Source organism: Tepidibacillus fermentans (assembly GCF_004342885.1).
Classification (GTDB): Bacteria; Bacillota; Bacilli; order Tepidibacillales; family Tepidibacillaceae; genus Tepidibacillus; species Tepidibacillus fermentans.
The window spans coordinates 1-25,986 of the sequence record NZ_SMAB01000001.1 but is presented as its reverse complement, the minus strand read 5'-3'; the positions used below and the strand labels follow the sequence as shown (position 1 = coordinate 25,986).

The window sequence follows — 25,986 nt, the reverse complement described above, 5'->3', positions numbered from 1 at the left end:
GAGAATAAAGGAGTGAACGGCATGAAAGGTAAAAATATTCTTTTAGGGGTATCGGGAGGAATCGCAGCTTATAAGGCAGCAATTCTAGTTAGTCAACTAACCAAAAAAGGCGCCAATGTTCAAGTGGTAATGACGGAATCAGCTACAAAATTTATCACACCGCTTACCTTACAAACCCTATCTCGGAATGAAGTGTATCTCGATACATTTGCTGAAAAAAATCCCAAAGTGGTCTCTCACATCGATATTGCGGATCGGGCTGATTTAGTCATTATCGCCCCCGCTACAGCTAATATCATCGCAAAGTTGGCACATGGAATTGCTGATGATATGCTATCAACCACTTTATTAGCAGTACAATCACCCATTATTATTGCTCCAGCGATGAATGTACATATGTATGATCATCCTGCGGTAAAAGAGAACATTCGAATCCTAAAATCAAGAGGAGTACGTTTCATTGAGCCAAATGCAGGATTATTGGCTTGTGGTTATGTAGGTAAAGGTCGTTTGGCAGAACCGGAAGAAATTGTTGCCGCAATTGAGTCATATTTTCAAAGTTCCCAAGATTTTAAAGGAAAAACTTTTCTGATTACAGCAGGTGCAACTCGAGAAAAAATTGACCCTGTTCGTTTTTTTACCAATCGTTCTACAGGGAAGATGGGGTATGCGTTTGCAGAAGCAGTTGTAGAACGTGGTGGAAAGGTGATTCTTGTTTCAGGGAAAACCAGCCTTTCAGTTCCAGCAAATGTTGAAATGATTTTAGTTGAATCCGCTGAAGAGATGTACCAAGCGGTGATGAACCAATTAGATAATGCAGATGTAATCATTAAAGCAGCAGCTGTGGCAGATTATCGACCTAAAGTCGTCTACGATCAAAAATTTAAAAAGGGAGAAGGCGACTGGATCATAGAAATGGAACGAACAAAAGATGTTGCATTAGAAGTAGGAAAAAGGAAAAAAGATCATCAATTATTAATCGGTTTTGCTGCAGAATCGGAAGATGTCATCGAACGAGCAAAAGGAAAGTTAAAGAAAAAAAATATGGATATGATTATCGCGAATCATATATTACTAGAAGGTGCGGGGTTTGAAGGGGATACGAATATTGTGACTTTGATCACGAAAGAGGGAGAGCAAATTGACTACCCCATGATGAGTAAAAAAGAACTGGCACATCAAATCCTGAATCAAATCATACTCCGTTTGGAAGGAAAGAGTCAAAGTGTACGCAACGGTCGTGATTGATATACCAGATTTAAAACACCAAGGGTTTGACTATCAAATTCCTGAACCTTATCGGTCGACGATACAAGTGGGAAGTCGTGTACTCGTTCCTTTAACCAATCGTCTGGTTCAGGGTTATGTCGTAGATATTCATGAAACGACTGAAGTGGGAAAGATAAGGCCGATCCATGAGGTTCTCGATATCATTCCCTCATTAAGTCAAGAGATGATTCAACTAGGAAAATGGATGAGTGAATATTATGTAAGTCAATTGTTTCGTACTTATCAAATTCTCCTACCCGCTGCTCTAAAAACAAAGATGGAAGAATATATTATCATCGGGAATAAAGAACTATCGGATTTGACGTTGATTGAAATAGAAATTATGGACTGGATACGACCACGTCAACCCGTAAGCATCAAGAAATTGCTAGGGAGTTTTCCAGGGAATGAGAAAATCATTAAAGAGCTGATTCAATCAGGTGTTTTAGAATTACAAAGGGAATTTAAAGACAAAACAGCAAAGAAAAAGATACCATACTTGAAGTCTCGTTTAACGTTAGAACAATTATTATTAGAAATCGCCGCTTTACCAAAGCAAGCAATAAAACAAAAAATGGTTCTTGAATATTTTATCAGTCGTGAAATCGATGAAGTGAGTCTTTCTCAATTACTCTCTGAATTAAAAATAACACGCAGTACAATTCAGTTATTGGTAAAAAAAGGTAATTTTACCATCATAGAAAAAGAAGAATATCGGGATCCTTATAAGGATCGCGTTTTTCAAGATAAGAAAATCACGTTAACTCCGATGCAAGATCAAGTTCTTCGAAAAATTATTGACTCGATGGAAAATCAACGAACGGTCCCTTTTCTCCTTCATGGAATTACAGGAAGTGGGAAAACAGAAATCTATCTGAGTGCAATTCAACACGCACTTGAACAGGGAAAAGATTCTATATTATTAGTACCCGAAATCTCTTTAACACCGCAGATGGTAGAGCGGTTTAAGGGAAGATTTGGTGAATTGGTTGCTGTGATGCACAGCAGAATGTCTCAAGGGGAGCGTTATGATGAATGGCGACGGATTCAAAAAGGTAATGCGAAGATTGTCGTTGGTGCTAGGTCAGCGATCTTTGCTCCTTTTCGAAACTTGGGCCTTATTATTATTGATGAGGAGCATGAGAGTTCCTATAAACAAGAAGAACATCCAAAATACCATGCTCGTGATATTGCAATTTGGCGAGCCAAATATCATCATGCCACATTGGTTCTTGGAAGTGCGACCCCTTCGATGGAATCTTATTATCAAGCGTCAAAACAAAACTATCAACTATTAGAATTACCTGAACGAGTGTTTGGTAGTCAGTTGCCGACGGTACACATTGTGGATATGCGAGAGCAACTGCGGATGGGAAATCGATCCATGTTTAGCCAAATGTTACAAGAGAAGATCGAAGAAAAATTAGAGAAAAAAGAACAAATCGTCTTGTTTCTGAATCGTCGAGGTTATTCCACTTTTGTGATGTGTCGTTCTTGTGGCTATGTGATGAAATGTCCTCATTGTGATATATCCTTAACCTATCATCATTCTGACCGATCATTACGTTGTCACTATTGTGGTTATACAGAACATCAACCAAAACTATGCCCAGAGTGTCATAGTCCTTATATACGTTATTTTGGTACGGGCACACAGAAAGTAGAAGAAGAACTAACAAAACGTTTCCCAGGAGTTCGTGTCATTCGTATGGATGTAGATACGACGAGTAAAAAGGGAGCGCACGAACGATTGCTGAATGTCTTTAAGAATGAACAAGCAGATATTCTTCTCGGTACACAAATGATTGCTAAAGGTCTCGATTTTCCAAAAGTGACATTAGTCGGGGTTATTTCTGCCGACTCTCTATTGCGTCTTCCCGATTTTCGCTCAGCAGAACGCACGTTTCAACTATTAACTCAAGTAAGTGGAAGAGCAGGAAGACACCAATTACCTGGAGACGTTATCATCCAAACCTATGATCCTGAACATTACAGTATTGAACATGCGAGTCATCATGATTATAACTCCTTTTTTAGGAAAGAATTAGAACAGCGAAATCTATTACATTATCCACCCTTTACAAGAATGATTCTCATTCAATTTAGCCATGAGAATCTTATGCTCGCAATGAAAGCAATTGAACGGTTTGCAAGAGAACTAAAGGGTATGTTGAAAATTTCTGCCGAGGTTTTGGGACCTGTTGCAGCACCTATTCCAAAGATCAAAGATAGATATCGATTTCAATGCGTGGTAAAATATAATGATGAATATTTTATAGTCAATAAAGCGATTCATCGAGCCATTCAAGTTGTGAATGAATCGATCAAAGATCGAAAAATACTCATCCAAGTAGATGTCGATCCATATATGCTTTTATAGGAGGGAGATATCAATGGCCATTCGAGTCATTTTAAAAGATACCGATCCATTACTTAGAGAAATTTCAAAACCTGTTAAAGAAATTACTCCAAGAATCCATAAATTGTTAGATGATATGGCTGAAACGATGTATGATGCGAATGGTGTTGGTTTAGCTGCACCGCAGATAGCCATTCTTAAACGAGTCATCGTCATCGATGTAGGTGATGGATTGATTGAATTGATCAATCCTGAAGTTATTGAAAAAGATGGTGAGCAAGTCGGTCCAGAAGGTTGTTTAAGTGTACCTGGAGTAGTAGGTAAGGTAAAACGACCAAACCATGTCAAGGTAAAAGGACTAGATCGTAACGGCCAAGAAATCATCGTGGAAGGTACTGGATTAAAAGCGCGGGCATTATTACATGAAATTGATCATTTGAATGGTGTACTATTTACAGATTTGGCATTAGAACTATATAAAGAAGAATTAAATATATAGGAGTGAATTTTGAATGAGAATTGTTTTCATGGGGACTCCTGATTTTGCAGTCCCTTCTTTGCAATCACTAGTCGATCATGGATATAATGTCGTTGGTGTGGTAACTCAACCCGATCGTCCAAAGGGGAGGAAACAAATCCTAACCCCATCTCCTGTTAAAGAGTTAGCGATTAAATTAGGATTAGAGGTGTTTCAACCTGAGCGAATCAAACGTGAAGAAGCGATTGAACATGTTCTGAGCTGGAAGCCAGATTTAATAGTTACTGCTGCTTATGGGCAGATTATACCTGAGCCTTTACTTTTCACTCCTAAGTTTAAAGCAATAAATGTGCATGCCTCATTATTACCAAAATATCGTGGGGCTGCACCTATTCATCAAAGTATTATTCATGGGGAAAAAGAAACAGGGGTTACCATCATGTATATGGTAAAGGAACTAGATGCAGGTGATATTTTATCTCAAGCAAAAGTAGTGATTGAATCCGATGATACAGTAGGAACTCTTCACGATAAATTAAGTCAAGTAGGAAAAAACCTGCTCATTGAAACGATCAAAAAAATTGAGGAAGGTACGATTCACCCGATCCCTCAAGATGATCATTTGGCAACCTATGCACCAATGATAAAAAGAGAAGATGAAAGAATCGTTTGGAATAAGACAAGCACTCAAATCTATAACCAAATTCGTGGGATGAATCCATGGCCTGTTGCTTTTACTACTTATAAAGGGCAGAACGTTAAAGTTTGGTGGGCAGAACCATTCCCATATCATCATGAGACAGAGCCAGGAACGATTTTACGAGTGACAAAGGATCAGCTTCTGGTTGCAACAAAGGATGGAGCAATAGAGTTAAAAGAAATTCAGCCTGCAGGAAAGAAAAAGATGGACATTGTTTCTTTCTTACAAGGAGCTCAAGTTCAAGAAGGGGAAAAATTAGGTGAAATCAATGAACAAGAAGTGGACAGCTAGAGAGGTTGCTCTTGATGTACTGACAAAAGTAGATATCCATCATTCATATAGTAATTTACAATTGAATCAGACATTACAAAAGGCACAATTATCTCGTACCGATGCTAATTTTGCTACCCAAGTGATTTATGGGACGATTCAACATTTGAATCGGATCGATTGGATGTTAATGCCTTTTTTACGAACACCTTTAGAGAAGTTAGAACCATGGGTACGCAATCTACTGCGGATAAGTATTTATCAAATATGGTATCTGGACCGAATTCCTCCTCATGCTGTGGTCAATGAGGCGGTGAATATTGCCAAAAAGCGTGGCCATCAAGGGTTATCCGGGATGGTCAATGCTATCTTACGTAATTATTTGCGAAAGAAAGACCAACTCCGGATCCCTGATCATCTTTCTGTAAAAGAGAAAATTGCTCTCGAACACTCGCATCCAGAGTGGTTGGTTTCTCGTTTTATCGAGGATTATGGAGAAGAGGAAGCGGAACAGATTTGTAGAGTGAATAATTTACCACCCCATCATTCGATCCGAATAAATCCATTAAAAATATCAAGAGATGAAATGGTTAAACTTTTAAAAGAAGAATATCAAGATGAAATCGAAGTTTTGCCCTCACCACTGTCCCAACAAGGAATTATCGTAAAAGGTGTAGGAAATTTAGCTTTAAGTAAGTGGTATGAAATGGGGTATTTTACCGTTCAAGATGGCAGTTCGATGCTGGTAGCGGAAGTATTAGATCCAAAACCAGACATGACTGTACTTGATGCAGCAGCAGCTCCAGGGGGAAAAACGACACATATTGTAGAAAAAATGAATGATCAAGGTAGAATTGTTGCAGCCGATTTACATAAACATAAAATCCGTTTAATTGAAGAGCAGCAAAAGAGACTAGGATTACATATCATTGAAACGATTCTTGCAGATGCGAGGGAATTAAAAGAACATTTTTCATCTATATTTGATCGAATCTTATTAGATGTACCTTGTTCAGGATTGGGTGTGATTCGCAGAAAACCAGACTTAAAGTGGGCGAAGACGGAGAATCAAATACAACAAATTACAAGAGTACAACGGGAGATTCTTGAAACGGTTGCTCCATTACTAAAAATAGGCGGGGTTCTTGTATATAGTACTTGTACAATGACGAAAGAAGAGAATCAAAATATGATTCTTTCATTTGTAAATGATCATCCAGAATTTGAACTTGATCCATTTCTTCCGAGGTATTTACCTCAAATTGTCAATGACAAATTAGATGCAAGCAAAGGAATGATTCAGATTCTTCCTCATTATTTTAACACGGATGGTTTTTTTATTAGTCGACTCATTAGAAAGTAGAACAATAATAAATGAGATGGTGAACAAAACTTATGCAGAAAAGAAACATCTATGATTTTACAATCGAAGAATGGAAATCTTGGTTAAAAGAACATCAAGAACAAGGTTACCGTGCTGAACAAATCTATCAATGGTTATATGTAAACCGTGTTGATTCAATTGATGAAATGAGCAATCTTCCTCAATCGTTACGTGCAAAGATTGCTGAAGAGTTTGAATTTCAGGCTTTGCATACCTTGACAGAACATCGTTCTCAAGATGGAACAGTGAAATTTCTCTTTCAACTTCATGATGGACATGCTATTGAAACGGTCATTATGAAACATAATTATGGTAACTCCGTATGTGTGACTACACAGGTTGGATGTCGGATGGGATGTACTTTTTGTGCTTCTACTTTAGGTGGAGTAGCTCGGAACTTAACACCGGGTGAAATTGTTGCTCAAGTGGTCGAGTCGCAAAAATTATTAGATAGAACAGGTGAGAGAGTGAGTAGCATTGTGGTCATGGGATCAGGCGAACCATTTGATAATTATGATGCTACCATTCAATTTATAAAGATTGTGAATGAAGATAAAGGGTTGAAAATTGGGCAACGTCATATTACTGTCTCAACAAGTGGGATTGTTCCGCGAATTTATGATTTCGCGGATCTAAAATGGCAAGTGGGTTTCGCTGTTTCTTTACATGCACCAAATGAGGAACTAAGAACAAGATTGATGCCCATTAACAAGAAATATCCGATTAAGGAATTAATGGAAGCCTGTCATTACTATATCAATACGACGAAGCGAAGGATTACTTTTGAGTATGCCTTAATGGGAAATGTAAATGATCAGGATGAACATGCGCGAGAATTAGCAAAACTCATTCAAGGAATGAAATGCCATGTCAATTTGATTCCTGTGAATTATGTTCCAGAGAGAGTATATACAAGAACACCAAGAAATCAAATTTTTCGGTTCAAAAAGATTCTTGAAGATTCTAATATTAATGTTACGATTAGACGTGAACAAGGTGGGGATATTGAAGCAGCTTGTGGCCAGCTACGTGCAAAACATATGGATCTAGAATTTCGGTTATAAATGTTGGGGTGAGAAACTTGTTAACAGCATTGGGATCTGATGTGGGGAAGGTTAGAGAAATCAATGAGGATCATGTTTATCTAAGTGAACAGTATCCAAACGGGTCATATATTGCTATACTTGCGGATGGGATGGGAGGACATTTAGCAGGAGAAATCGCTAGTAAAACTGCTGTTGAGATAATTTATCAAGAACTTCATCCTTTTGTAGCAAATGCAAGAAACATTAATGAATTAAAATACGTTTTGGAAGAAGCAATTGAGAAAGCGAATTCGGTCGTCTATCAAAAATCAATGAAGGATGAACGCTATCGTGGAATGGGAACGACGATTGTTGCGGCCATTGTGAATGAAGATGAGATTCTTTTAGGACATATTGGCGATAGTCGGGCTTATTTGATTGATTCCGAGAAAATCCAGCAATTAACCAGTGATCATTCCTTAGTGAATGAATTGCTCAAATCAGGGCAAATATCGGAAAAAGATGCGATTAATCACCCGCGAAAAAATATTTTAACAAGAGCACTTGGTACGGATGAATATGTCAAGGTAGATATGAATTTGCTTCCATGGAAAAAGGGACAAACTTTACTTCTTTGCTCAGACGGGCTTACGAATGAAGTATCAGATCAAAAAATCTTTGAACTTGTAAATCTTACTCCAGAAAATCCAAATCACGTTGTTGAGCGATTGATCTTTCAGGCGAATCAAGCCGAAGGAAAGGATAATATTTCCGTCATTCTTATTCATCATGGATAACTTGGGGAAGAAAAGAGGTGAAATCCTATGATTGGGAAAATACTTGCTCATCGCTACCAATTAATAGAAAAAATTGGTGGTGGCGGTATGGCAGAAGTATATCGAGCTTTTGACCAATTGGCAAAAAGGGATGTAGCGATAAAGATCTTAAGACAAGAGTTCGTTCATGAAGATGATTTTATTAAACGTTTTCAGAGGGAAGCGGAATCGATCGCTACCTTATCCCATGACAATGTGGTAACGATCTATGATGTAGGGGAAGAAGATGATCTTTACTATATTGTGATGGAATATATCGAAGGACATACATTGAAACAACTGATTCAAAAGGAAGGAAAACTTTCACTAGAGCGTTCACTTGATATAGCGAAGAAAATTGCATCGGCCTTAAATCATGCTCATCAACATCATATTATCCATCGTGATATCAAACCTCAAAATATATTAGTGGGAGAAAATGGAGAGGTCAAAGTCTCTGATTTTGGAATCGCTAGAACCTTAAGTTCAGCAACAATTACTCATACGGGTTCGGTATTAGGATCTGTACATTATTTATCTCCTGAACAAGCAAAAGGTGGATTTACCGATGAGAAAACGGATTTATATTCATTAGGAATTGTTTTATATGAAATGTTAACTGGAAAACTGCCTTTTTCGGGTGACAGCCCAATTACCGTTGCTTTAAAACACTTGCAGGAAAATTTTGACTACCCTCGTGATCTAAATCCGGAAATCCCACAGAGCGTGGAGAATATTATTCTCAAAGCATTAGAGAAAGATCCGACAAAAAGGTATCAGTCAGCAGAAGAAATGCTTTATGACTTAGAAACAGCGCTTGATCCAGAGAGAATCGACGAACCACGAATACAACTTCAATCAATAGGCGAAGATGACGATCCAACGATTATCATTCCAAGATTTAGTGAGAATATAGGGCAAGACCATTTACAAACGACTTACACCCCCCAATCAAGAAAAATGAAGAAAAGGAAATTTCAGAAAAGAGTATTCCCAGTGATTGCAATTTTTTTCATTATTGCACTATCGGGAATTTTTGGTTTTCAATATATTAATAGTAAATTCAAGGTTCCTGAGATCGAAACGCCACGACTGGAAGGATTACCAAAAGATGAAGCGATCAGACAACTTAACGAATTGCATTTACAATATGAGATGATTGAACAGACGGATCCAGTGGTCAAAGAAGGCTATGTGATTAAACAAGACCCAAATTATGGTGGAAAAATGAAAACCAATCAAAAAATCATGCTCTATGTGAGTTTAGGTAAAGAAAAAATGGCGATGCCAGATTTATTCAATAAAGATCAAAGGCAGGCTTCTCTATTACTTCAACAAATAGGTTTTAAAGAGATCGAGATCAAAGAAGAATACAGTGATACTGTTCCTAGTGGAAATGTTGTGAAACAAGATCCGACTGCTAACGATATGGTTCGACCTGAAGATACCAAAGTTACTTTATATATCAGTCAAGGTAAAAAAACATTCAAGATGCCAAATCTCATTGGATTAACAGAAGATGAAGCGAGAAGCGTACTTCTAAAGTATGGCCTAGAAATTAATATGATTGAAAAGGAATATACTTCTGAACAAGAAAAAGATAAAATCTTTCGTCAGTTTCCATTTTCTCCAGGAGACGAGGTAACAGCTGGAGATAAAGTGGATATTTCAATTAGTCTTGGGTATCCTAAAGAGGCAAAAAAAGTGATGGGGGATGTATTGGTTGATATAGCAGAAGGGGAAACGGCTCAAATCAAAATTACAATAGATGATTCCCGCGGTAAAAATATACTATGGAAGGAAGAACAAATCGTAGGCCCAAAATATTATGAGAATATCGAGCTAGTTCTTATGCCGGGTATGCAGGGTACGATCAATGTATATAAAGACGGGAAATTATTCCGAATGAAGAAAATCAATTATCAGTAAAATGGAGGTTTATTATGCCTGAAGGACTGATTACCCGTGCATTAAGTAGTTTTTATTACGTGAAATCAAATAATCATTTATGGGAGTGTAAAGCAAGAGGACTCTTTAAAAAACACCAGATAACTCCTCTTGTGGGTGACAGAGTCATTTTTGAAGAAATAAATGATCAACAAGGTTATATTACAGAAATTTTGCCAAGAAAAAATGAATTGGTTCGGCCACCGATTAGTAATGTGGATCAAGCCGTTCTTGTATTCTCTGTCGCTGAGCCAGATTTTAATAGCACACTATTAGATCGTTTTCTTGTCCATGTTGAAAAAGCAGGTATTCCTTCTCTTATCTGTTTAACAAAGCTGGATCTAATCGAAGATTCAACCATTATCGATGAAAAGATGGATGTTTATCAAAAGATGGGATATAAAGTTGTCAAAACGAGTTCAAAAACCAAGAATGTAGAAGAATTAGAAAAGGAATTAGAAGGCAAAATTTCTGTTTTTGCTGGACAATCAGGAGTAGGAAAATCATCACTGCTTAACGCTCTTATCCCAAGTCTTCAACTTGAAACAGCTGGAATTAGTCCAAAATTAGGAAGGGGAAAGCATACAACTAGGGTTGTACAAATGATTGAGCTCCCTTCAGATGGTTTGGTTGCGGATACTCCTGGTTTTAGTCAATTAGATTTCCAAGGGATTGACTCTAATACCTTGGGAAGGTATTTTATAGATATTGATCAGTTTTCCGATCGATGCCGTTTTCGAGGTTGTTTACATGTAAAAGAACCTGGTTGTGCCGTAAAAGAAGCAGTAGAAAACGGTGAAATTTCAGCTGAACGCTATTCCCATTATTTAGATTTTTACGAAGAAGTGAAAGAAAAAGAAGAGAAAAAATGGAGGTAATCGAGTGATAAAAATTGCACCCTCAATTCTTTCTGCTGATTTTTTTCAATTAGGAGAGGAAGTCAAAACGGTTGAAGAAGGAGGAGCAGATCTCCTTCATATCGATGTAATGGATGGCCATTTTGTTCCAAATATCACGATTGGTCCATTAGTGGTAGAAGCGATTAAACCAAAAACCAATTTACCTTTGGACGTTCATTTAATGATCCTTAATCCAGATCAATATATTGAGCCATTTATCAAAAGTGGTGCTGATATCATTTCTGTTCATGTTGAAGCAACCTATCATTTACATCGAACCATTCATTTGATCAAGAACCTTGGTGCAAAAGCATCTGTTGCCATAAACCCAGCAACGCCTTTACAGGTCATTGATTACGTCTTAGAGGATTTGGATATGGTTTTATTGATGACGGTAAACCCTGGATTTGGCGGACAATCCTTTATTCCCCAAGTTTTACCGAAAATTAAAGCCCTTAAAGAGTTAATCGATAAAAGAGGATTATCTACTGACATTGAAGTAGATGGAGGGATTAATGATAAGACGGTGAAACAAGTTATTGACGCTGGGGCAAACGTTATTGTTGCAGGCTCTTATATTTTTAGGCAAAGGGATCGGAAACAAGCGATCAATCACTTAAGAGGAATTTAAAGGTGTACATGATTCAAATGAAAAGAATGATATTTATCCTCATTTTCACATTAGCGCTGAATATCATAATCCCAAAACCCGCTCGCGCAATGAATCTAGTTGGAGAGTCTGCTATATTAGTTGATGTAACAACTGGAGAAATCCTTTTTGAAAAAAATATGGACAAACCGATGTATCCGGCAAGTGTTACCAAGATAATGACCGTCATCCTTGCCCTTGAAAAAGGCAATCTGGATGATATCGTTACGGTAAGTAAAAATGCAGCGACCCAAGATGGAACGAGAATTTATCTTGTAGAAGGTGAAAAAGTTCGGTTAAAAGATTTGGTTTATGGCGCCTTATTGAATTCGGGTAATGATGCTGCTGTCGCTATTGCCGAACATTTTGGTGGTAGTGTAGAATCCTTTGTTGAGATGATGAATGAAAAAGCGAAAGTATTAGGAATGAAAAACACACATTTTGCTAATCCCAGCGGTCTTCCTAATCCAAACCATGTAACTTCTGCCTACGATATGAGTCTCCTTGCGATGTATGCATTAAAAAATCCTGTTTTCCGGGAAATCGCATCTTCCAAAACTTATGATGCCAAATGGATTGGGAATAATGTACATGCTTTTATTCAAAACCATAATCGATTACTTTGGGATTACCCCTTCGCGACAGGGATGAAAACTGGGTATACGGTTGCTGCTCGAAGTACAATCGTTGCATCAGCAAATAAAGATGGTCGGGAACTTATTGCAGTCGTTTTAAAATCGGATCCAAGGGCTTTTTATAAAGATGCGGAACAATTGCTTGATTATGGATACCAAAAGACAAGGTTAGTCCCCATCTTAAAAATGAATGAAAGATTCACGACATTAAATGGATATGAAATCTCATATATTCCCAAAGAAAATCCGTATATTGTTGTGGTTGATGGAAAATTGCCAGAACTAAAAATGAAAGAACATTTTAAAACAAAGAAAAAAATCGGTTTCTTTGACCAGACCATTGTGAAAAAAGGAGAAGTGATTGGACAATTAGCAATCTATAATGGAGAAAAATTAATTCGTACGGTAGACTTAGTAGCGACAAAAGATATCAAAAACTCCTATCCTATCTCTAAAAGTAGCATATATTTTATGTTTGCTGTATTCGCTTTTTCGATAATTGGATTCATTTTGGTATTAAAAAGAAAAAGAGAAAAGCAAACGATCAACGGGTTTGGATGGTTGGAACAATAAAGAGTAGAATCCTCTAAGGACACTACTCTTTTTTTCATATAAAATGGCTTGTATGTTCTAACGATAGGGTTGTATATTCCAAAAGCAACGACTTTTGGAAGTGTATTTCTTTCCTAATCCTTTTTCATTCAAAAGAAATACACGGACAACGGAGATGCGTTGGAATATACAAACCTAATATGACTATAGAACATATAAGCCAGCGAAACAAACATATTTTTATTCAAGATTTTGATTCAATTTGTTACTTGGTTTAGGGATGAATTCAAATATTTTTTTTGATTCAAAAGACTTAATTAAGGATGTAAGCCAAGTGTAATATTCTTCAGCTTGTGTAAGCTTGTTCAGATCCGTTTGCACTTGTTCTTTTATTTCGGAAGAAGTACTAGGATTATTCAACAATTCATCATAATCTTTTTTAGATTGCTGAATCGCATGCAAATTTAATTCTATTGCTCTTTTCCATTTGATCGAAAAGAAATCAAAGAAAACCTGATACCAATCTTCCTCTGCTTGATAAAGGTCCTTACGTACTCCTTTTTTCCATACCTTATTTACCATATTCGTTTCTAATAAAGTTCGAACACCTGTACTCATACTTGTTTTACTCATGCCTAATGCTTCACGCATTTCGTCTAACGTTAAGGGGCGCTCGGAGAAATACAATATGCCATATAAACGACCAACAGAATCTGTAATTCCATAAAGATCCATATTTTCAGTGATAGAATGAATGACACGTTCGCGCGCTTTTTCTAAACGTTTTATATCTTTATTTAAATGAATATCTCCTTGATTAACCAACATAAATTCTCCTCTTTCAAAGGTTATCATCTTTAAATTACCACTTATTGTTAGATTTTATAAGCAAGCAATATTATACAAAATAGTATGGGAATCTTCTATATTCGTTAAAAAATTTTATATGAAATTTTTTTTCACGTAAAGAAACAAACAGTGAAGGATACTAGAGGATCAAGGAGAATAAATCAGGAATCTTAAGTTTTATATTGTACAGTTTTATCTGTATATACAAAATTAACATATATTATTAAATATACAGTTTGTTCGTTTTATAGTCTTATAGTAGAATAAAAAGGAATTTCGACCAATGAAAATGAATTTTAATCCAATTTTTAATACATTGAGGGGAGACCAATGAGTAAAATCGTTATCAAGAATTTAACCAAAATCTTTGGTTCGCATCCTGAAGAAGTTTTAAATCGCTTAAAAAAAGGGGAAAGCAAAGCCAAAATTCTAGCAGAAACAGGTGCAACCGTAGGGGTAAACCAAGTTTCTTTTGAAGTGGAAGAAGGGGAATTCTTTGTGATTATGGGTCTATCAGGGAGTGGAAAATCTACGCTGATCCGTTTGATTAACCGTCTGATAGAACCGACGACTGGAGAAATCTTTATTGATGGCGAAAATATCGTTAAGATGGATAAAAAAGAACTGATGATGATCAGAAGAAAAAAACTAGGAATGGTTTTTCAAAATTTTGCTTTACTCCCTCATCGAACCGTACTTGCAAATGTGGAATATGGTTTAGAAATACAAGGGGTTCCAAAAGAGATTAGGGAGAAAAAAGCGAGAGAGGCACTTGAAACAGTAGGACTAGTAGGATATGAAGAGAGTTACCCCAATCAATTAAGTGGTGGAATGAAACAAAGAGTTGGTTTGGCAAGAGCATTGGCAAATGGTTCTGATATTTTACTGATGGACGAAGCATTTAGTGCACTTGATCCACTCATCCGTTCGGAAATGCAAGATGAATTATTACAATTACAAAGTAAATTAAAAAAGACCATTTTATTTATTACTCATGACTTAGATGAGGCACTCAAATTAGGTGATCGAATTGCCATCATGAAAGATGGGAATATCGTTCAAATCGGAACACCAGAAGAAATCTTAACGGATCCTGCTGATGACTATGTTTCTGCTTTTGTCAAAGATGTAGACCGCTCGAAAGTTCTAACTGCGGAACATATCATGAAAAAGCCTGATGTTATTACCACTTGGAAAGATGGACCGAGAATCGCGATTAAGAAAATGAAAGATGCGGGCTTGTCCAGTATCTTTGTTGTGGATCGGGAAAGAAGGCTAAAAGGGCTACTTACCATTGATGCAACACTGGAAGCTTTGAATCAAAAAAAGTGGGTCGAGGACATGTTAGTTCAAGATTTTCCTATCACTTCGCCAAGTACTCCTCTTCAGGAATTAATTCCAATTGCTGCAAAAACAAAGTACCCGATTGCAGTTGTAGAAGAGGGGAAATTAAAAGGAATCATAGTTCGTGTTACCATCTTATCAGGACTGGTTCGAGGAAGGGAAGAGGAGGAATAAAAGATGAATTGGTTTCATATACCACTTGAACAATGGACAAATGATTTTGTCGAATTCTTTTTATTGCCAGTATTAGGACCGATTTTTGAATCGATCAGTCATTATATAGGGCTTATTTTAGATCAGTTTGAAAACTTTTTAACTTGGGTCCCTCAAGAAATCATGACGGCCATTATTGTTTTACTTGCTTGGTGGACAAAAGGATTGAAAGTGGCTGTATTTAGTTTCATTGGATTACTATACATTGGTTCAGTCGATCTTTGGAAAGAAGCAATGCAAACGTTGGCTGTTGTTTTATCAGCGACATTCTTATCGATTTTGATCGGAATCCCATTTGGAATATGGAGTGCAAAATCAAGAAAAGCAGATCAAATCATCCGCCCCATCTTAGATTTTATGCAGACATTGCCTAGTTTTGTTTATTTAATCCCTACCGTCCTTTTGTTTGGGGTGGGTCCAGTACCAGCGGTGATTGCTACCTTTGTTTTTGCAACTCCACCTGCTGTACGTTTAACGAGTCTTGGGATTAAACAAGTTCCAATAGAAGTGATTGAGGCAGCAAAAGCATTTGGATCTACTTCCTGGCAGATGTTGGTCAAGGTACAATTGCCCATTGCCAAACCAACGATTATGGCAGGGATTAATCAAACCATTATGATGTCATTAGCAATGGCAGTTATCTCGGCGATGATTGGGGCACCAGGCTTGGGATCTGTTGTTCTTCAAGCTATTACAAGGGTAAATGTAGGAATGGGATTAGTTGGTGGATTAGGAATTGTCTTCTTAGCCATCATTTTAGATCGAATCACCGAAGGATTAGGCCGTAAGCAAAAATAAATGGGATGAAAATGGGTTTACCATTTTTATCATATATCATCAATAAAAAAAGAAAAAAAAGGGAGTGAAAGAATGAAAAAGTATATGAAACAAATCTTGATTGTATTTTTATTATTTACCGTCGTATTAGGGGGATGTCAGACAAGTAAAAATGTTAACAGGGATGACAATGGGAAAGATAGTAAAACGATTACGTTTGGTGTCACACCATGGACAAGTACTATTCCACCTACTTATGTAGCAAAAGCGATTATTGAAGACATGGGATATAAAGTAAAATTACAAAATGCCGACGCAGGTGTTGTTTATGCTGGTTTAGCCAAAGGCGATATCAATGTATTTATGGATGCTTGGTTGCCTGATATGCACAGAAATTATATGGAGAAATACGGGGATAAAATTGATGATGTAGCGATTAGTTACAAAGAGGGAGAATTAGGTTGGGTTGTTCCATCTTATGTTAAGGATATTAATTCTATTGAAGATCTTATGGGGAAAGAGAAGTTATTCGAAAACAAACTATTTGGAATTGAAGAAGGTGCAGGAATGACCATGACGTCACGCGAAATGATTAAAGGTTATGGTTTAGATTTAGAATATGTTGCGTCGAGTGAATCTGGAATGCTTGCGCAAGTGAAAAAATATATTTCTCAGAAAAAACCGATTCTTTTTCTAGGTTGGAGACCTCATTCAATGTTTGCAAAATGGGACTTAAAAGTACTTAAGGATCCGAAAGAATACTTTAAAACATCTGAAGTTCATGTATTAACGAACAAAGGATTAGATAAACAAGCACCCGATGTTTATCAATTCTTAAAGAATTGGAACATATCTGTAGAAGACATTGAAAAAATGATTCTAGAGATCGAAAATGGAAAAGATGCTTCAGAGGTCGCGATGAAATGGATCGAAGAAAATAAGGATAAGGTAAACAAAATGATTGGAAAGTAAGCAAAAAAAAGAAAAGTCGAGTAAGAGGAGTAATTTACTCTTACTCTTTTTTTGTTTCTCAGAATTGCTATAATAGGGTATAAAATATGTTGATAAGGGGAAGAAGAGAATGGAAAAAAAAGACATTTTTATCGTTTCTGGTGGAATTTTAACGGAACGATTGGTGTCCATGATTAAAGAGGATGATTTGATCATTGGAGTCGATCGGGGAGCAGAGTGGATTATTCAACACGGTCGTATTCCTCATTATATTATTGGGGATTTTGATTCAGCAAATTCCTCCTTTTTAGAGACAATCAAGGAGCAATATGGGGACAAAGTACAAATATTTCCTTCAGAAAAAGATGAAACCGATACAGAGTTAGCGATTCGTTTTGCCATTTCTTTACTGCCAACTTCCATAACCATTATCGGAGCAATTGGAACAAGGTTGGACCATGTATTAGCCAATATTCATGTTCTTTTACAAGCGGAAAGACAGCAAATACCCAGCCAAATCTTTGGTACCAATAATCGTATTCGTATTGTTTTACCAAATAAAACTCTTCTTGTGCAAAAAGGAGAATATAAGTATACTTCTTTGATACCCTTTACAGAAAAAGTTGAAGGTATTTCGATTAAAGGATTTAAATATCCTCTTTCCCATGCAACGATGGAAGTTGGTTTTCCTTACGGCATAAGCAATGAATTAATCTCTGAACAAGGAACTATTTCAATCGAAAAAGGGATTTTACTAGTCATTGAAAGTAGAGATTGATCTAAAAAATAGTCTTCATATTTTAATAGAAATTGCGAAGTTTGGACATTATTCCTTTTCGCAATTTTTTTATGAACATTTTTATAGGACTAATGAATATACTGTAATAAAGAACTTGTGGGGATTTATAAATTGGTTATATGACTTTAACCCAGGATTGAAGGAGGGATTGGGGTGAGATTTTATACCATTAAACTACCCAAATTTTTAGGAGGTATTGTGAAGGCTGTTTTATCAATGTTTCAAAAAAATTAAAAGTTAAAAGGCTTCATTCACTACAATAAGCGGTGGGAAATGAAGCCTTTTTACGTTATTATGTAGTATGATCATTTAAAAAAAGCACCAAAATTTTGGTGCTATTAATTACACACGCGTAACTTTACCAGATTTTAATGCTTTTGTACTTACATATACGCGTTTTGGTTTTCCGTTAACAAGAATACGAACTTTTTGAACATTTACGCCCCAGGTACGTTTGGTTTTACGGTTGGAGTGACTTACAGCATTTCCTGTATGTCCTTTTTTACCAGTAACATAGCATTTGCGAGACATGTGTACACCCCCTTAATAAACTACATCATACATGTACATCCTATGATTAGAATTTAAATTACGTCACATACTTGGATATTTTAGCATGAGGTTTGTAAGATTTCAAGTTGAGAATTTTAGTTCGCAGTAAAAATCTAAAACTTTTAATCTCATATTCTTTATAGTAAAATATAGATTAGCCCAAAGCAAAGGAAATAATTTCTGAGGGGGTACAACAATGGCAATTGAAGTAACGACCGAATTAGGAAAAGTTACAATTTCGGATGATGTTGTGGCTACTGTTGCAGGAATTAGTGCAATGGAAGTCTTTGGTTTAGTGGGAATGGCTTCGAGAAAACAATTAAAAGATGGAATTGCAGAATTATTAGGAAGAGAAAATTTAGGTCGAGGTATAGAAGTTCGAAGTGAAGATGACGAAGTTGTAATTGATATGTATATTATAGTTAGTTACGGTACAAAAATTTCTGAAGTGGCACATAATGTACAACAAAAGGTGATTTACACCTTGGATACAATAATGGGTGTAAAGGTATCGCGGGTTAACGTAATTGTACAAGGTGTCCGTGTAACCCAAGCGTAATAAGGAGGATTTTTAGTGAACAATCAAAAGATTGATGGAAGATTATTTACGCAAATGGTTCTTGCAGGGGCCCAGAACTTAAACCAACATGTGAAAGATGTGGATGCTCTGAATGTTTTCCCTGTTCCGGATGGGGATACAGGAACTAATATGAATTTATCGCTTACATCGGGTGTAAACGAACTAAAGAAAAGAAGTACTGATCATATAGGCCAGGCAGCAGATGCCCTAGCGAAGGGTTTGTTAATGGGAGCGAGAGGGAATTCAGGGGTGATCCTTTCCCAATTATTCCGTGGTTTTTCTAAGTATGTAAGCTCATATGAATCTATTGATAGCAAACAATTTGCTGAAGCCTTAAAACAAGGTGTAGATACCGCTTACAAAGCAGTGATGAAACCAGTAGAAGGTACAATTTTAACAGTAGCTCGTGAAGCTGCACAGGAAGCAATAAAAGTTTCACGCAGAGAATCGGATATAACAAAAGTGATGGAATTAACCTTAAATAAAGGGAAAAAAGCCTTGGCTAAAACGCCCGACTTGTTACCAATATTGAAACAAGTAGGTGTTGTTGATGCTGGTGGACAAGGCCTTCTCTTTATCTATGAGGGTTTCTTGTCGTATCTTAAAGGTGAGCAGGTTGTTATAAACGATCCTCAACCAATGGTTGAAGCTACACGTTCATTAAGTGATTTGGCACATGAGCAAATGCCAGTTCAAGCTCACTTATCGACAGATGATATTGAATTTGGCTATTGTACTGAATTTATTATTGGCTTAAAAGATGAGATTGTTCAAAACGATTCTTTTTGCGAGTTAGATTTTCGTAAAGAGATCTCTCAATTCGGTGATTCATTATTGGTTGTTGCAGATGATGAAATTGTGAAAGTTCATATCCATGCTGAATATCCTGGGGATGTACTCAATTTTGCGATGAAATATGGTAGTCTACATAAGATCAAGATTGACAATATGAGAGAACAACACAGCCATATTTTATTAGGAGAAGGAAACTATCATATATCTTCAGGTCATGTTGCCAAAGTCAATACAAACCAACAGGGAAAAATCGTTGATACTAGTCATATTGAACTTAAGGAAAAACAACCATATGGTATTGTTGCAGTGGCCATGGGTGATGGGATAGCTGAAATTTTTAGAAGTTTAGGTGTCGATGCAGTCATTTCTGGTGGTCAAACGATGAATCCAAGTACCCAAGATATCGTCAATGCAATGAAAGAAATCAACGCAGAGAATTACATCGTTCTACCGAACAATAGCAACATTATTTTAGCTGCAGAACAAGCTCAAGATTTTATCGACCAACCGGTAGCCGTAATTCCAACAAAAACAATTCCACAAGGTATGGCTTCTTTACTAGCTTTTAACCCAAACACAACGATAGAAGAAAATAAAGAATCAATGACGGAAGCCTTAAAAAGTGTAAAATCGGGTCAAGTTACCTATGCAGTACGCGATTCAAAATATGATGATCTTGAAATTAAAGAAGGAAATTACCTTGGAATTTCAGAAGGTAAGATTGTAACAACATCAAGTGATATGATTGATACGGCATTTACTCTGCTTCGCAAAATGATCGATGAAGAAGAAGTATTGACGATCATTTATGGGGCGGATGTGAATGAGGATCAAGTGAAAGACTTGAAAGAAAAAGTTCTTGAACAATATCCTGATCTTGAAATTGAAGTCCATAATGGTGGTCAACCGCTTTATTACTTCATTTTTTCAATTGAATAAAAAGAATGAGGTGACAGGATGGAACCGATTTTTGTTGTAACGGATAGTACAGCAGATATTCCTAAGGAACTTGCCAAACAATTAGGAATCACTGTTGTACCGTTAAAAGTGCATATTTCGAATGAGACCTATTTAGATGGAGAAACATTAACGGCGGAAGAATTTTATCAGAAGTTGCAAAGTTCTGACGACCTTCCTACAACATCCCAACCATCACCAATGGATTTTGTTGAGACTTACAAAAAATTAGCGAATGGTAAACCGGCAAAGATTATCTCGATTCATTTATCAGCTGCTTTAAGTGGTACCGTCCAATCAGCACAATTAGCAAAGACGATGGTTGAGGAACTTGGGATTGATGTTCGGGTTTTTGATTCCAAAAAAGCATCTTATTCGATTGGAATTATTGTAGTAGGAGTTGCCAAAGCGCTTCAAGAAGGAAAAAATTTTGAAGAGTTACTTAACCTGACAAATGACTTGATTGCACGAACACAAGTTTATTTTATGGTTGATACGCTAACCTATCTGCAGAAAGGTGGAAGAATAGGTAAAGCTGCGTCTTTATTTGGTACATTATTGAATATTAAACCCATTCTGTCGTTAAATGAACAAGGTGAAGTATTTGCGGTTGATAAGGTAAGAGGCCAAAAAAAGGCAATTTCCAAGATACTAGGTTATCTCACGGATTATGCAAAAGATCAAAAAGTAGTTGCAGGTATCTCTCATGCTAGTAATCTTGAAGAAGCGAAGAATTTAGAAGGACTGCTGCGAGAGAAAATGAATATTGTTGAATTTGTTATGACCGATATTGGACCTGTCATTGGAACGCATGTTGGACCAGGTACATTGGCAGTCATGATGTATACGGTGTAGATTCAAAGTTAAACCTCCACTTTTAGTGGGGGTTTTTGTTGGGTTTGTATATGCGTTGGAATATACAAACCTATTTTTATTCAATCTTTACGTGAACTTTATCAATGGCATTATTACCATATCCTTTTCTCGACAAACACATCGACTTTCATATTGCGAAAAAAAAGAGGATTTGAGAGAATTTGAATAGGATTCAATCATTGCAGCATGATGGAGGGGAATTATGAAATACCATTCAGTATTTGATATCATCGGTCCCATTATGATCGGGCCATCTAGTTCACATACGGCAGGAGCTGCTAGAATCGGAAAAGCGGCACGGAGTCTTTTTGCTAGACAACCCAAAAAGGCGATCATCACCCTTTATGGTTCATTTGCCAAAACATATAAAGGGCATGGAACGGATGTTGCCATAGTAGGTGGAATTCTGGGCTTTGATACATATGATAATCGGATCGTCGATTCGCTTGTAATTGCAAAGGATCTAGGAATCGAAATTCAAGTTATTCCCTCAAATGAACAAAGTGAACACCCCAATACGGCTCGAATCTATTTAGAAGATGAGAAGGGAACATTGGAAATTGTTGGCGTATCGATTGGTGGTGGAAAAGTAGAGATCGTTGAAATTCAAGGATTTAAAATAAAAGTGTCGGGAAATCAACCATCATTAATTGTCTTCCATGAAGATCGTCATGGAGTGATTGCATCTGTTTCTACGACGTTAAGCAAATTTGAGATTAATATTGGTTATATGGAAGTGGCGAGAAAAGAAAAAGGATCAATTGCCATGATGGTAATTGAAACAGATCAACGAATTACAAGAGAAGTTCTTAATGAATTGGAATCACTAAAAGCTGTTCGACAAGTAGCACTCTTAAAAACATCATAGTGGGGGAAAAGGCCAGATGAAATTCACATCCATTGAACAACTTGTAGAGTTAGCGGAAACACAAGGAAAAAAAATCTCTGATATTATGATCGAATCGGAAATGGAAACCCATGAAAGGTCAAAGGAAGAGATTTTTGAGCAAATGAGAATGAGTCTACAGGTAATGAATGCGGCAATAGAAAAAGGTTTGAAGGAACAGGTGAGATCAAGAAGTGGACTTAGTGGTGGTGATGGACGTAAATTAGCCACCTACATAGAAAAGGGCCAATTTCTTTCAGGGGATACCATACTTGAAGCGGTAAGTAAGGCAATTGCAACCTCTGAAGTAAACGCTTCCATGGGGACGATAGTAGCAACGCCTACTGCCGGCTCGGTTGGGATACTCCCAGGGACGATCTTCGCTACGGCAAAAAAACTCAATTCATCAGAAGAGTCAATGGTTTATGCACTCTTTACTGCAGGAGCAATTGGACTTGTAATTGCGAATAATGCCTTCATCTCTGGAGCTGCTGGTGGATGTCAAGCAGAAATTGGTTCAGCAACGGCTATGGCTGCTGCGGCAATTGTTGAAATGGCAGGTGGTACACCAACTCAAGCAGCAAATGCATTAGGCATTGCATTAAAAAATATGTTAGGATTAACATGTGATCCTGTAGCAGGCCTTGTGGAAGTTCCATGTGTAAAGAGAAATGCAATGGGAGCTGCGAATGCAATGATCGCGGCCGATATGGCCTTAGCAGGAATCAAAAGCGTAATCCCACCAGATGAGGTGATTGAAACCATGTATCGTATCGGATGTGCAATGCCAATGCCTTTAAAAGAAACTGCTTTAGGAGGTTTAGCTACTACACCAACTGCCAAAAAATTAGAAAAAAAGATTTTTGGGAAACCATTACATGAATGATGATTCTTTATGGGGTATAGTGCATTAGATCAATCATTAGTTGGTGTAAAAGGGATTGGTATACAAAAGGCACGGCAATTTGAAGAGATGGGAATTCATACGGTTCGCGACCTCTTATTCTATTTTCCTTATCGTTATGTAGATTATCAGGTGAAAGATTTAGCTACTACGAATCATGGTGAGAAAATAACAGTTGAAGGAACGATTTATGGTCAACCTGTTTCGAAACGTTTACCAAAAAAACGGAGTCTCGTTTCTGTAAAAGTAGTGGTTGATCATTTCATGGTTACTGCCATTTGGTTTAATCGAGCTTATTTAAAAAATCAATTGCAATCGGGTCGCCCAATTTTATTAACGGGAAAATGGGATAAATATCGCTTACAAATCACAGTTTCGGAACACGAGTTCCTAGACACCTCTAAAACAACGAAAAAAGGACATCTTGTTCCTGTATATTCTCTACCATCCGATTTAGGGCTCACACAATCTGGTTTTCGAAAAATTATAGATCAAGCCATTCGCCAGTATTATTATGCATTAGAGGACTATTTGCCCCAAGAAGTAATCGATAAATATAAATTATATACGTTAAAAGAATCGATCCGGGCTATTCATTTCCCAAATGATCGATTGGATGGTAAAATGGCAAGACGACGATTGGTTTATGATGAATTGTTACTTTATCAAATGAGAATCCAGTTACTAAAGAAATTAAACCGACAAAACTGGCCAGGAATAAAAAGAAAAATTGAATTTGACAAAGTGAAAGCCTTTATTCGTTCATTACCTTTTTCCTTGACAGATGCCCAACTCCGAGTCATTGGAGAGATTCTAGGAGACATGGAACAAAGTTATGCAATGAATCGACTTCTACAAGGAGATGTCGGATCTGGAAAAACAGTTGTTGCTGCCGTGGCATTATACGCAAACTTTTTAAGTGGATATCAAGGGGCTCTAATGGTTCCTACAGAGATTTTAGCAGAACAGCATGCAGCATCATTAAAGAATTTATTTGCCAATACAACCATACAAGTTGAACTATTAACAGGTAGTCTTACTGAGAAAAATCGCGAGGCGGTGATTGGTCGGTTGCAAATGGGACTTACTGACGTTGTGGTAGGCACCCATGCACTGATTCAAGAAGACGTCTATTTCAAACAATTAGGGCTTGTTATCACGGATGAACAGCATCGTTTTGGCGTAGAACAACGAGCCATTTTACGACGAAAAAGTGATCATCTAAGTCCTGATGTCCTTTATATGACTGCTACACCAATTCCAAGGACTTTAGCGATTACTGCTTATGGTGATATGGACGTCTCGATCATCGATCAATATCCTGCAGGTCGAAAAAAAGTAGAAACCCATTGGGTTAGACCAAAACAATTTGAAAAAGTATTAGCTTTTATTGACAAACATGTTAGAAAAGGTAGACAAGCTTACGTGATTGCTCCCCTAATTGAAGAATCAGATAAATTAGATGTCCAGAATGCCATTGATATTTATCAACAACTTGGTGATTTTTTCCCAAACTTTAAAATTGGGCTTATGCATGGGCGACTTAAACCAAAAGAAAAAGATGAAGTCATGTCTCAATTTATTAAGAATGAAGTTCAAATCTTGGTATCGACAACTGTGGTTGAAGTTGGTGTTAACGTTCCCAATGCCACGATTATGGTGATTTATGATGCAGATCGATTCGGTTTAGCCCAACTTCATCAATTACGAGGACGTGTAGGACGGGGAGAGCATCAATCTTATTGTATTCTCGTGGCTGATCCGAAGTCAGAGACGGGGAAGGAAAGAATGCGCATTATGGAACAGACGAATAATGGATTTGAGATTTCACGTCGAGATTTGGAATTGCGTGGACCAGGTGATTTTTTTGGTGTGAAACAAAGTGGACTCCCTGAGTTTAAACTTGCAGATCTGATGCAAGATTACCGAACATTAGAAGTTGCAAAAAAGGATGCAGAATTTCTAATTCACGGAGAAGTCTTTTGGCATGATCTAAAATGGGAAAAGTTAAGAATTGAATTGGAACGAGTTGGGGGATTATTTGAACAAGTTCTCGAAGGATAAAAAAATCCCACAGGGTAATTTCCCTGTGGGGTCAATGCACATCTATCGTGCATTAACGGAAAATGGGAGAGGAGAAACCGGAGGAAGAGCTTATGGGGAAACGTAAGTCTTCTCCGCGGTTGTCAGCAATACCTTGTGTATTGCTACTAAATATCCTTTCCGTTTTTTTCAAAAATATACATAACCTTAAAAAATTTTTTAAGGAGGCAATCGCTTCCTTTTCTTTTTATCAGTATGAGTAAAATTATTGTGGGAGAAAAAATAACCTCTTCATCCAGATAACGGAATTTCTGTTGTCTGGATGAGGAGGACACTAAGCGTAAGCACAGTAGTAAATAACAAAAAATATAGAAAAGAGGGTCTCTCCTTGGTAGAATCATAGTTAAGCACACTAGATACAAGGAGTGAACCCTCATGAAAAATAATACCACAGAATACCCAACATTAAAAGAGATAG

Annotated in this window: 24 protein-coding genes; 22 read left to right on the top strand and 2 right to left on the bottom strand. The window is 37.0% G+C overall.

The window, feature by feature from the left end; genetic code table 11:
* Positions 1-21 precede the first annotated feature (21 nt).
* From coaBC to EDD72_RS00075, 11 genes are read left to right on the top strand one after another with little or no spacing between them, the layout of a single operon-like run.
* Positions 22-1,248: a bifunctional phosphopantothenoylcysteine decarboxylase/phosphopantothenate--cysteine ligase CoaBC gene (gene coaBC, locus EDD72_RS00125; RefSeq protein ID WP_132766607.1), complete on the top strand. Its 1,227-nt coding sequence runs from the start codon at positions 22-24 to the stop codon at positions 1,246-1,248.
* A complete protein-coding gene (gene priA / locus EDD72_RS00120; protein ID WP_132766606.1) occupies positions 1,226-3,649 on the top strand; it encodes a primosomal protein N' in 2,424 nt (807 codons plus the stop codon). The genes coaBC and priA overlap by 23 nt, the downstream gene beginning before the upstream one ends.
* A 13-nt stretch (positions 3,650-3,662) precedes the next feature.
* Positions 3,663-4,127, top strand: a complete 465-nt coding sequence (gene def / locus EDD72_RS00115; RefSeq protein ID WP_132766605.1) for a peptide deformylase — start codon at positions 3,663-3,665, stop codon at positions 4,125-4,127.
* 13 nt (positions 4,128-4,140) lie between these two features.
* Positions 4,141-5,097 carry a methionyl-tRNA formyltransferase gene (gene fmt, locus EDD72_RS00110; RefSeq protein ID WP_132766604.1) on the top strand — a complete coding sequence of 319 codons (957 nt, stop codon included), beginning with the start codon at positions 4,141-4,143 and terminating at the stop codon, positions 5,095-5,097.
* Positions 5,075-6,439 (top strand): 16S rRNA (cytosine(967)-C(5))-methyltransferase RsmB, encoded by a 1,365-nt coding sequence (gene rsmB / locus EDD72_RS00105; protein ID WP_132766603.1) that lies wholly within the window; start codon positions 5,075-5,077, stop codon positions 6,437-6,439. Before fmt ends, rsmB begins: the two co-directional genes overlap by 23 nt.
* Positions 6,440-6,471: 32 nt before the next feature.
* Positions 6,472-7,524, top strand: coding sequence for a dual-specificity RNA methyltransferase RlmN (rlmN, locus tag EDD72_RS00100; RefSeq protein ID WP_132766602.1), 1,053 nt, complete (start codon positions 6,472-6,474; stop codon positions 7,522-7,524).
* A 17-nt stretch (positions 7,525-7,541) separates the two neighbouring features.
* Complete coding sequence (locus EDD72_RS00095) at positions 7,542-8,282, top strand: Stp1/IreP family PP2C-type Ser/Thr phosphatase (RefSeq protein WP_243643727.1); 741 nt, start codon at positions 7,542-7,544, stop codon at positions 8,280-8,282.
* 27 nt (positions 8,283-8,309) lie between these two features.
* The gene (pknB, locus tag EDD72_RS00090) at positions 8,310-10,229 is read left to right on the top strand and encodes a Stk1 family PASTA domain-containing Ser/Thr kinase (RefSeq protein ID WP_132766601.1); all 1,920 of its coding nucleotides are present in this window, start codon (positions 8,310-8,312) and stop codon (positions 10,227-10,229) included.
* Positions 10,230-10,243: 14 nt separating this feature from the next.
* On the top strand, positions 10,244-11,125 hold the full coding sequence (gene rsgA, locus EDD72_RS00085; RefSeq protein WP_132766600.1) for a ribosome small subunit-dependent GTPase A: 882 nt from the start codon (positions 10,244-10,246) through the stop codon (positions 11,123-11,125).
* Positions 11,126-11,129: 4 nt separating this feature from the next.
* Positions 11,130-11,777, top strand: coding sequence for a ribulose-phosphate 3-epimerase (gene rpe, locus EDD72_RS00080; RefSeq protein WP_132766599.1), 648 nt, complete (start codon positions 11,130-11,132; stop codon positions 11,775-11,777).
* An 8-nt stretch (positions 11,778-11,785) separates the two neighbouring features.
* On the top strand, positions 11,786-13,003 hold the full coding sequence (locus EDD72_RS00075; protein ID WP_243643743.1) for a D-alanyl-D-alanine carboxypeptidase family protein: 1,218 nt from the start codon (positions 11,786-11,788) through the stop codon (positions 13,001-13,003).
* A gap of 219 nt (positions 13,004-13,222) precedes the next feature.
* On the opposite strand, the gene cudC is transcribed toward EDD72_RS00075, so the two are convergent.
* On the bottom strand, positions 13,223-13,810 hold the full coding sequence (cudC, locus tag EDD72_RS00070) for a choline uptake/conversion transcriptional regulator CudC (protein ID WP_207893598.1): 588 nt from the start codon (positions 13,808-13,810) through the stop codon (positions 13,223-13,225).
* Positions 13,811-14,161: 351 nt separating this feature from the next.
* Between cudC and EDD72_RS00065 the strand changes: the two genes are divergently transcribed.
* From EDD72_RS00065 to spoVM, 5 genes are all read left to right on the top strand, one after another.
* On the top strand, positions 14,162-15,349 hold the full coding sequence (locus tag EDD72_RS00065) for a quaternary amine ABC transporter ATP-binding protein (protein ID WP_132766597.1): 1,188 nt from the start codon (positions 14,162-14,164) through the stop codon (positions 15,347-15,349).
* A gap of 3 nt (positions 15,350-15,352) precedes the next feature.
* Positions 15,353-16,186 carry an ABC transporter permease gene (locus EDD72_RS00060; protein WP_132766596.1) on the top strand — a complete coding sequence of 278 codons (834 nt, stop codon included), beginning with the start codon at positions 15,353-15,355 and terminating at the stop codon, positions 16,184-16,186.
* Positions 16,187-16,258: 72 nt separating this feature from the next.
* Entirely contained in the window at positions 16,259-17,137 is an 879-nt protein-coding gene (locus EDD72_RS00055) for a glycine betaine ABC transporter substrate-binding protein (protein ID WP_132766595.1), read from the top strand.
* Positions 17,138-17,246: 109 nt separating this feature from the next.
* Positions 17,247-17,894 carry a thiamine diphosphokinase gene (locus EDD72_RS00050; protein WP_132766594.1) on the top strand — a complete coding sequence of 216 codons (648 nt, stop codon included), beginning with the start codon at positions 17,247-17,249 and terminating at the stop codon, positions 17,892-17,894.
* Positions 17,895-18,068: 174 nt separating this feature from the next.
* On the top strand, positions 18,069-18,149 hold the full coding sequence (gene spoVM, locus EDD72_RS00045) for a stage V sporulation protein SpoVM (RefSeq protein WP_132766816.1): 81 nt from the start codon (positions 18,069-18,071) through the stop codon (positions 18,147-18,149).
* A 108-nt stretch (positions 18,150-18,257) separates the two neighbouring features.
* Here the strand turns inward: spoVM and rpmB are convergent, their stop codons facing one another.
* Positions 18,258-18,446 carry a 50S ribosomal protein L28 gene (gene rpmB, locus EDD72_RS00040; protein ID WP_132766593.1) on the bottom strand — a complete coding sequence of 63 codons (189 nt, stop codon included), beginning with the start codon at positions 18,444-18,446 and terminating at the stop codon, positions 18,258-18,260.
* Between the two features lie 217 nt (positions 18,447-18,663).
* Here rpmB and EDD72_RS00035 point away from each other — a divergent pair, with 217 nt between their 5' ends.
* The 6 genes from EDD72_RS00035 to recG all read left to right on the top strand — a co-directional run bounded on the left by EDD72_RS00035 (position 18,664) and on the right by recG (position 25,529).
* On the top strand, positions 18,664-19,026 hold the full coding sequence (locus EDD72_RS00035; RefSeq protein WP_132766592.1) for an Asp23/Gls24 family envelope stress response protein: 363 nt from the start codon (positions 18,664-18,666) through the stop codon (positions 19,024-19,026).
* 15 nt (positions 19,027-19,041) lie between these two features.
* On the top strand, positions 19,042-20,781 hold the full coding sequence (locus EDD72_RS00030; RefSeq protein ID WP_243643726.1) for a DAK2 domain-containing protein: 1,740 nt from the start codon (positions 19,042-19,044) through the stop codon (positions 20,779-20,781).
* Positions 20,782-20,799: 18 nt separating this feature from the next.
* Positions 20,800-21,654: a DegV family protein gene (locus EDD72_RS00025; protein ID WP_132766591.1), complete on the top strand. Its 855-nt coding sequence runs from the start codon at positions 20,800-20,802 to the stop codon at positions 21,652-21,654.
* Positions 21,655-21,877: 223 nt separating this feature from the next.
* Positions 21,878-22,543, top strand: coding sequence for an L-serine ammonia-lyase, iron-sulfur-dependent subunit beta (sdaAB, locus tag EDD72_RS00020; RefSeq protein ID WP_132766590.1), 666 nt, complete (start codon positions 21,878-21,880; stop codon positions 22,541-22,543).
* A gap of 16 nt (positions 22,544-22,559) precedes the next feature.
* Positions 22,560-23,447, top strand: coding sequence for an L-serine ammonia-lyase, iron-sulfur-dependent, subunit alpha (gene sdaAA, locus EDD72_RS00015; RefSeq protein WP_132766589.1), 888 nt, complete (start codon positions 22,560-22,562; stop codon positions 23,445-23,447).
* Between the two features lie 9 nt (positions 23,448-23,456).
* Entirely contained in the window at positions 23,457-25,529 is a 2,073-nt protein-coding gene (recG, locus tag EDD72_RS00010) for an ATP-dependent DNA helicase RecG (protein WP_132766588.1), read from the top strand.
* Positions 25,530-25,986 lie beyond the last annotated feature (457 nt).

Coding starts and splice junctions, on each gene's coding strand:
- coaBC (WP_132766607.1), top strand. CDS start 22: ATGAAAGGTAAAAATATTCTTTTAGGGGTATCGGGAGGAATCGCAGCT.
- def (WP_132766605.1), top strand. CDS start 3,663: ATGGCCATTCGAGTCATTTTAAAAGATACCGATCCATTACTTAGAGAA.
- fmt (WP_132766604.1), top strand. CDS start 4,141: ATGAGAATTGTTTTCATGGGGACTCCTGATTTTGCAGTCCCTTCTTTG.
- rsmB (WP_132766603.1), top strand. CDS start 5,075: ATGAACAAGAAGTGGACAGCTAGAGAGGTTGCTCTTGATGTACTGACA.
- rlmN (WP_132766602.1), top strand. CDS start 6,472: ATGCAGAAAAGAAACATCTATGATTTTACAATCGAAGAATGGAAATCT.
- pknB (WP_132766601.1), top strand. CDS start 8,310: ATGATTGGGAAAATACTTGCTCATCGCTACCAATTAATAGAAAAAATT.
- rsgA (WP_132766600.1), top strand. CDS start 10,244: ATGCCTGAAGGACTGATTACCCGTGCATTAAGTAGTTTTTATTACGTG.
- EDD72_RS00075 (WP_243643743.1), top strand. CDS start 11,786: ATGATTCAAATGAAAAGAATGATATTTATCCTCATTTTCACATTAGCG.
- cudC (WP_207893598.1), bottom strand. CDS start 13,810: ATGTTGGTTAATCAAGGAGATATTCATTTAAATAAAGATATAAAACGT.
- EDD72_RS00065 (WP_132766597.1), top strand. CDS start 14,162: ATGAGTAAAATCGTTATCAAGAATTTAACCAAAATCTTTGGTTCGCAT.
- EDD72_RS00060 (WP_132766596.1), top strand. CDS start 15,353: ATGAATTGGTTTCATATACCACTTGAACAATGGACAAATGATTTTGTC.
- EDD72_RS00055 (WP_132766595.1), top strand. CDS start 16,259: ATGAAAAAGTATATGAAACAAATCTTGATTGTATTTTTATTATTTACC.
- EDD72_RS00050 (WP_132766594.1), top strand. CDS start 17,247: ATGGAAAAAAAAGACATTTTTATCGTTTCTGGTGGAATTTTAACGGAA.
- rpmB (WP_132766593.1), bottom strand. CDS start 18,446: ATGTCTCGCAAATGCTATGTTACTGGTAAAAAAGGACATACAGGAAAT.
- EDD72_RS00035 (WP_132766592.1), top strand. CDS start 18,664: ATGGCAATTGAAGTAACGACCGAATTAGGAAAAGTTACAATTTCGGAT.
- EDD72_RS00025 (WP_132766591.1), top strand. CDS start 20,800: ATGGAACCGATTTTTGTTGTAACGGATAGTACAGCAGATATTCCTAAG.
- sdaAB (WP_132766590.1), top strand. CDS start 21,878: ATGAAATACCATTCAGTATTTGATATCATCGGTCCCATTATGATCGGG.
- sdaAA (WP_132766589.1), top strand. CDS start 22,560: ATGAAATTCACATCCATTGAACAACTTGTAGAGTTAGCGGAAACACAA.
- recG (WP_132766588.1), top strand. CDS start 23,457: ATGGGGTATAGTGCATTAGATCAATCATTAGTTGGTGTAAAAGGGATT.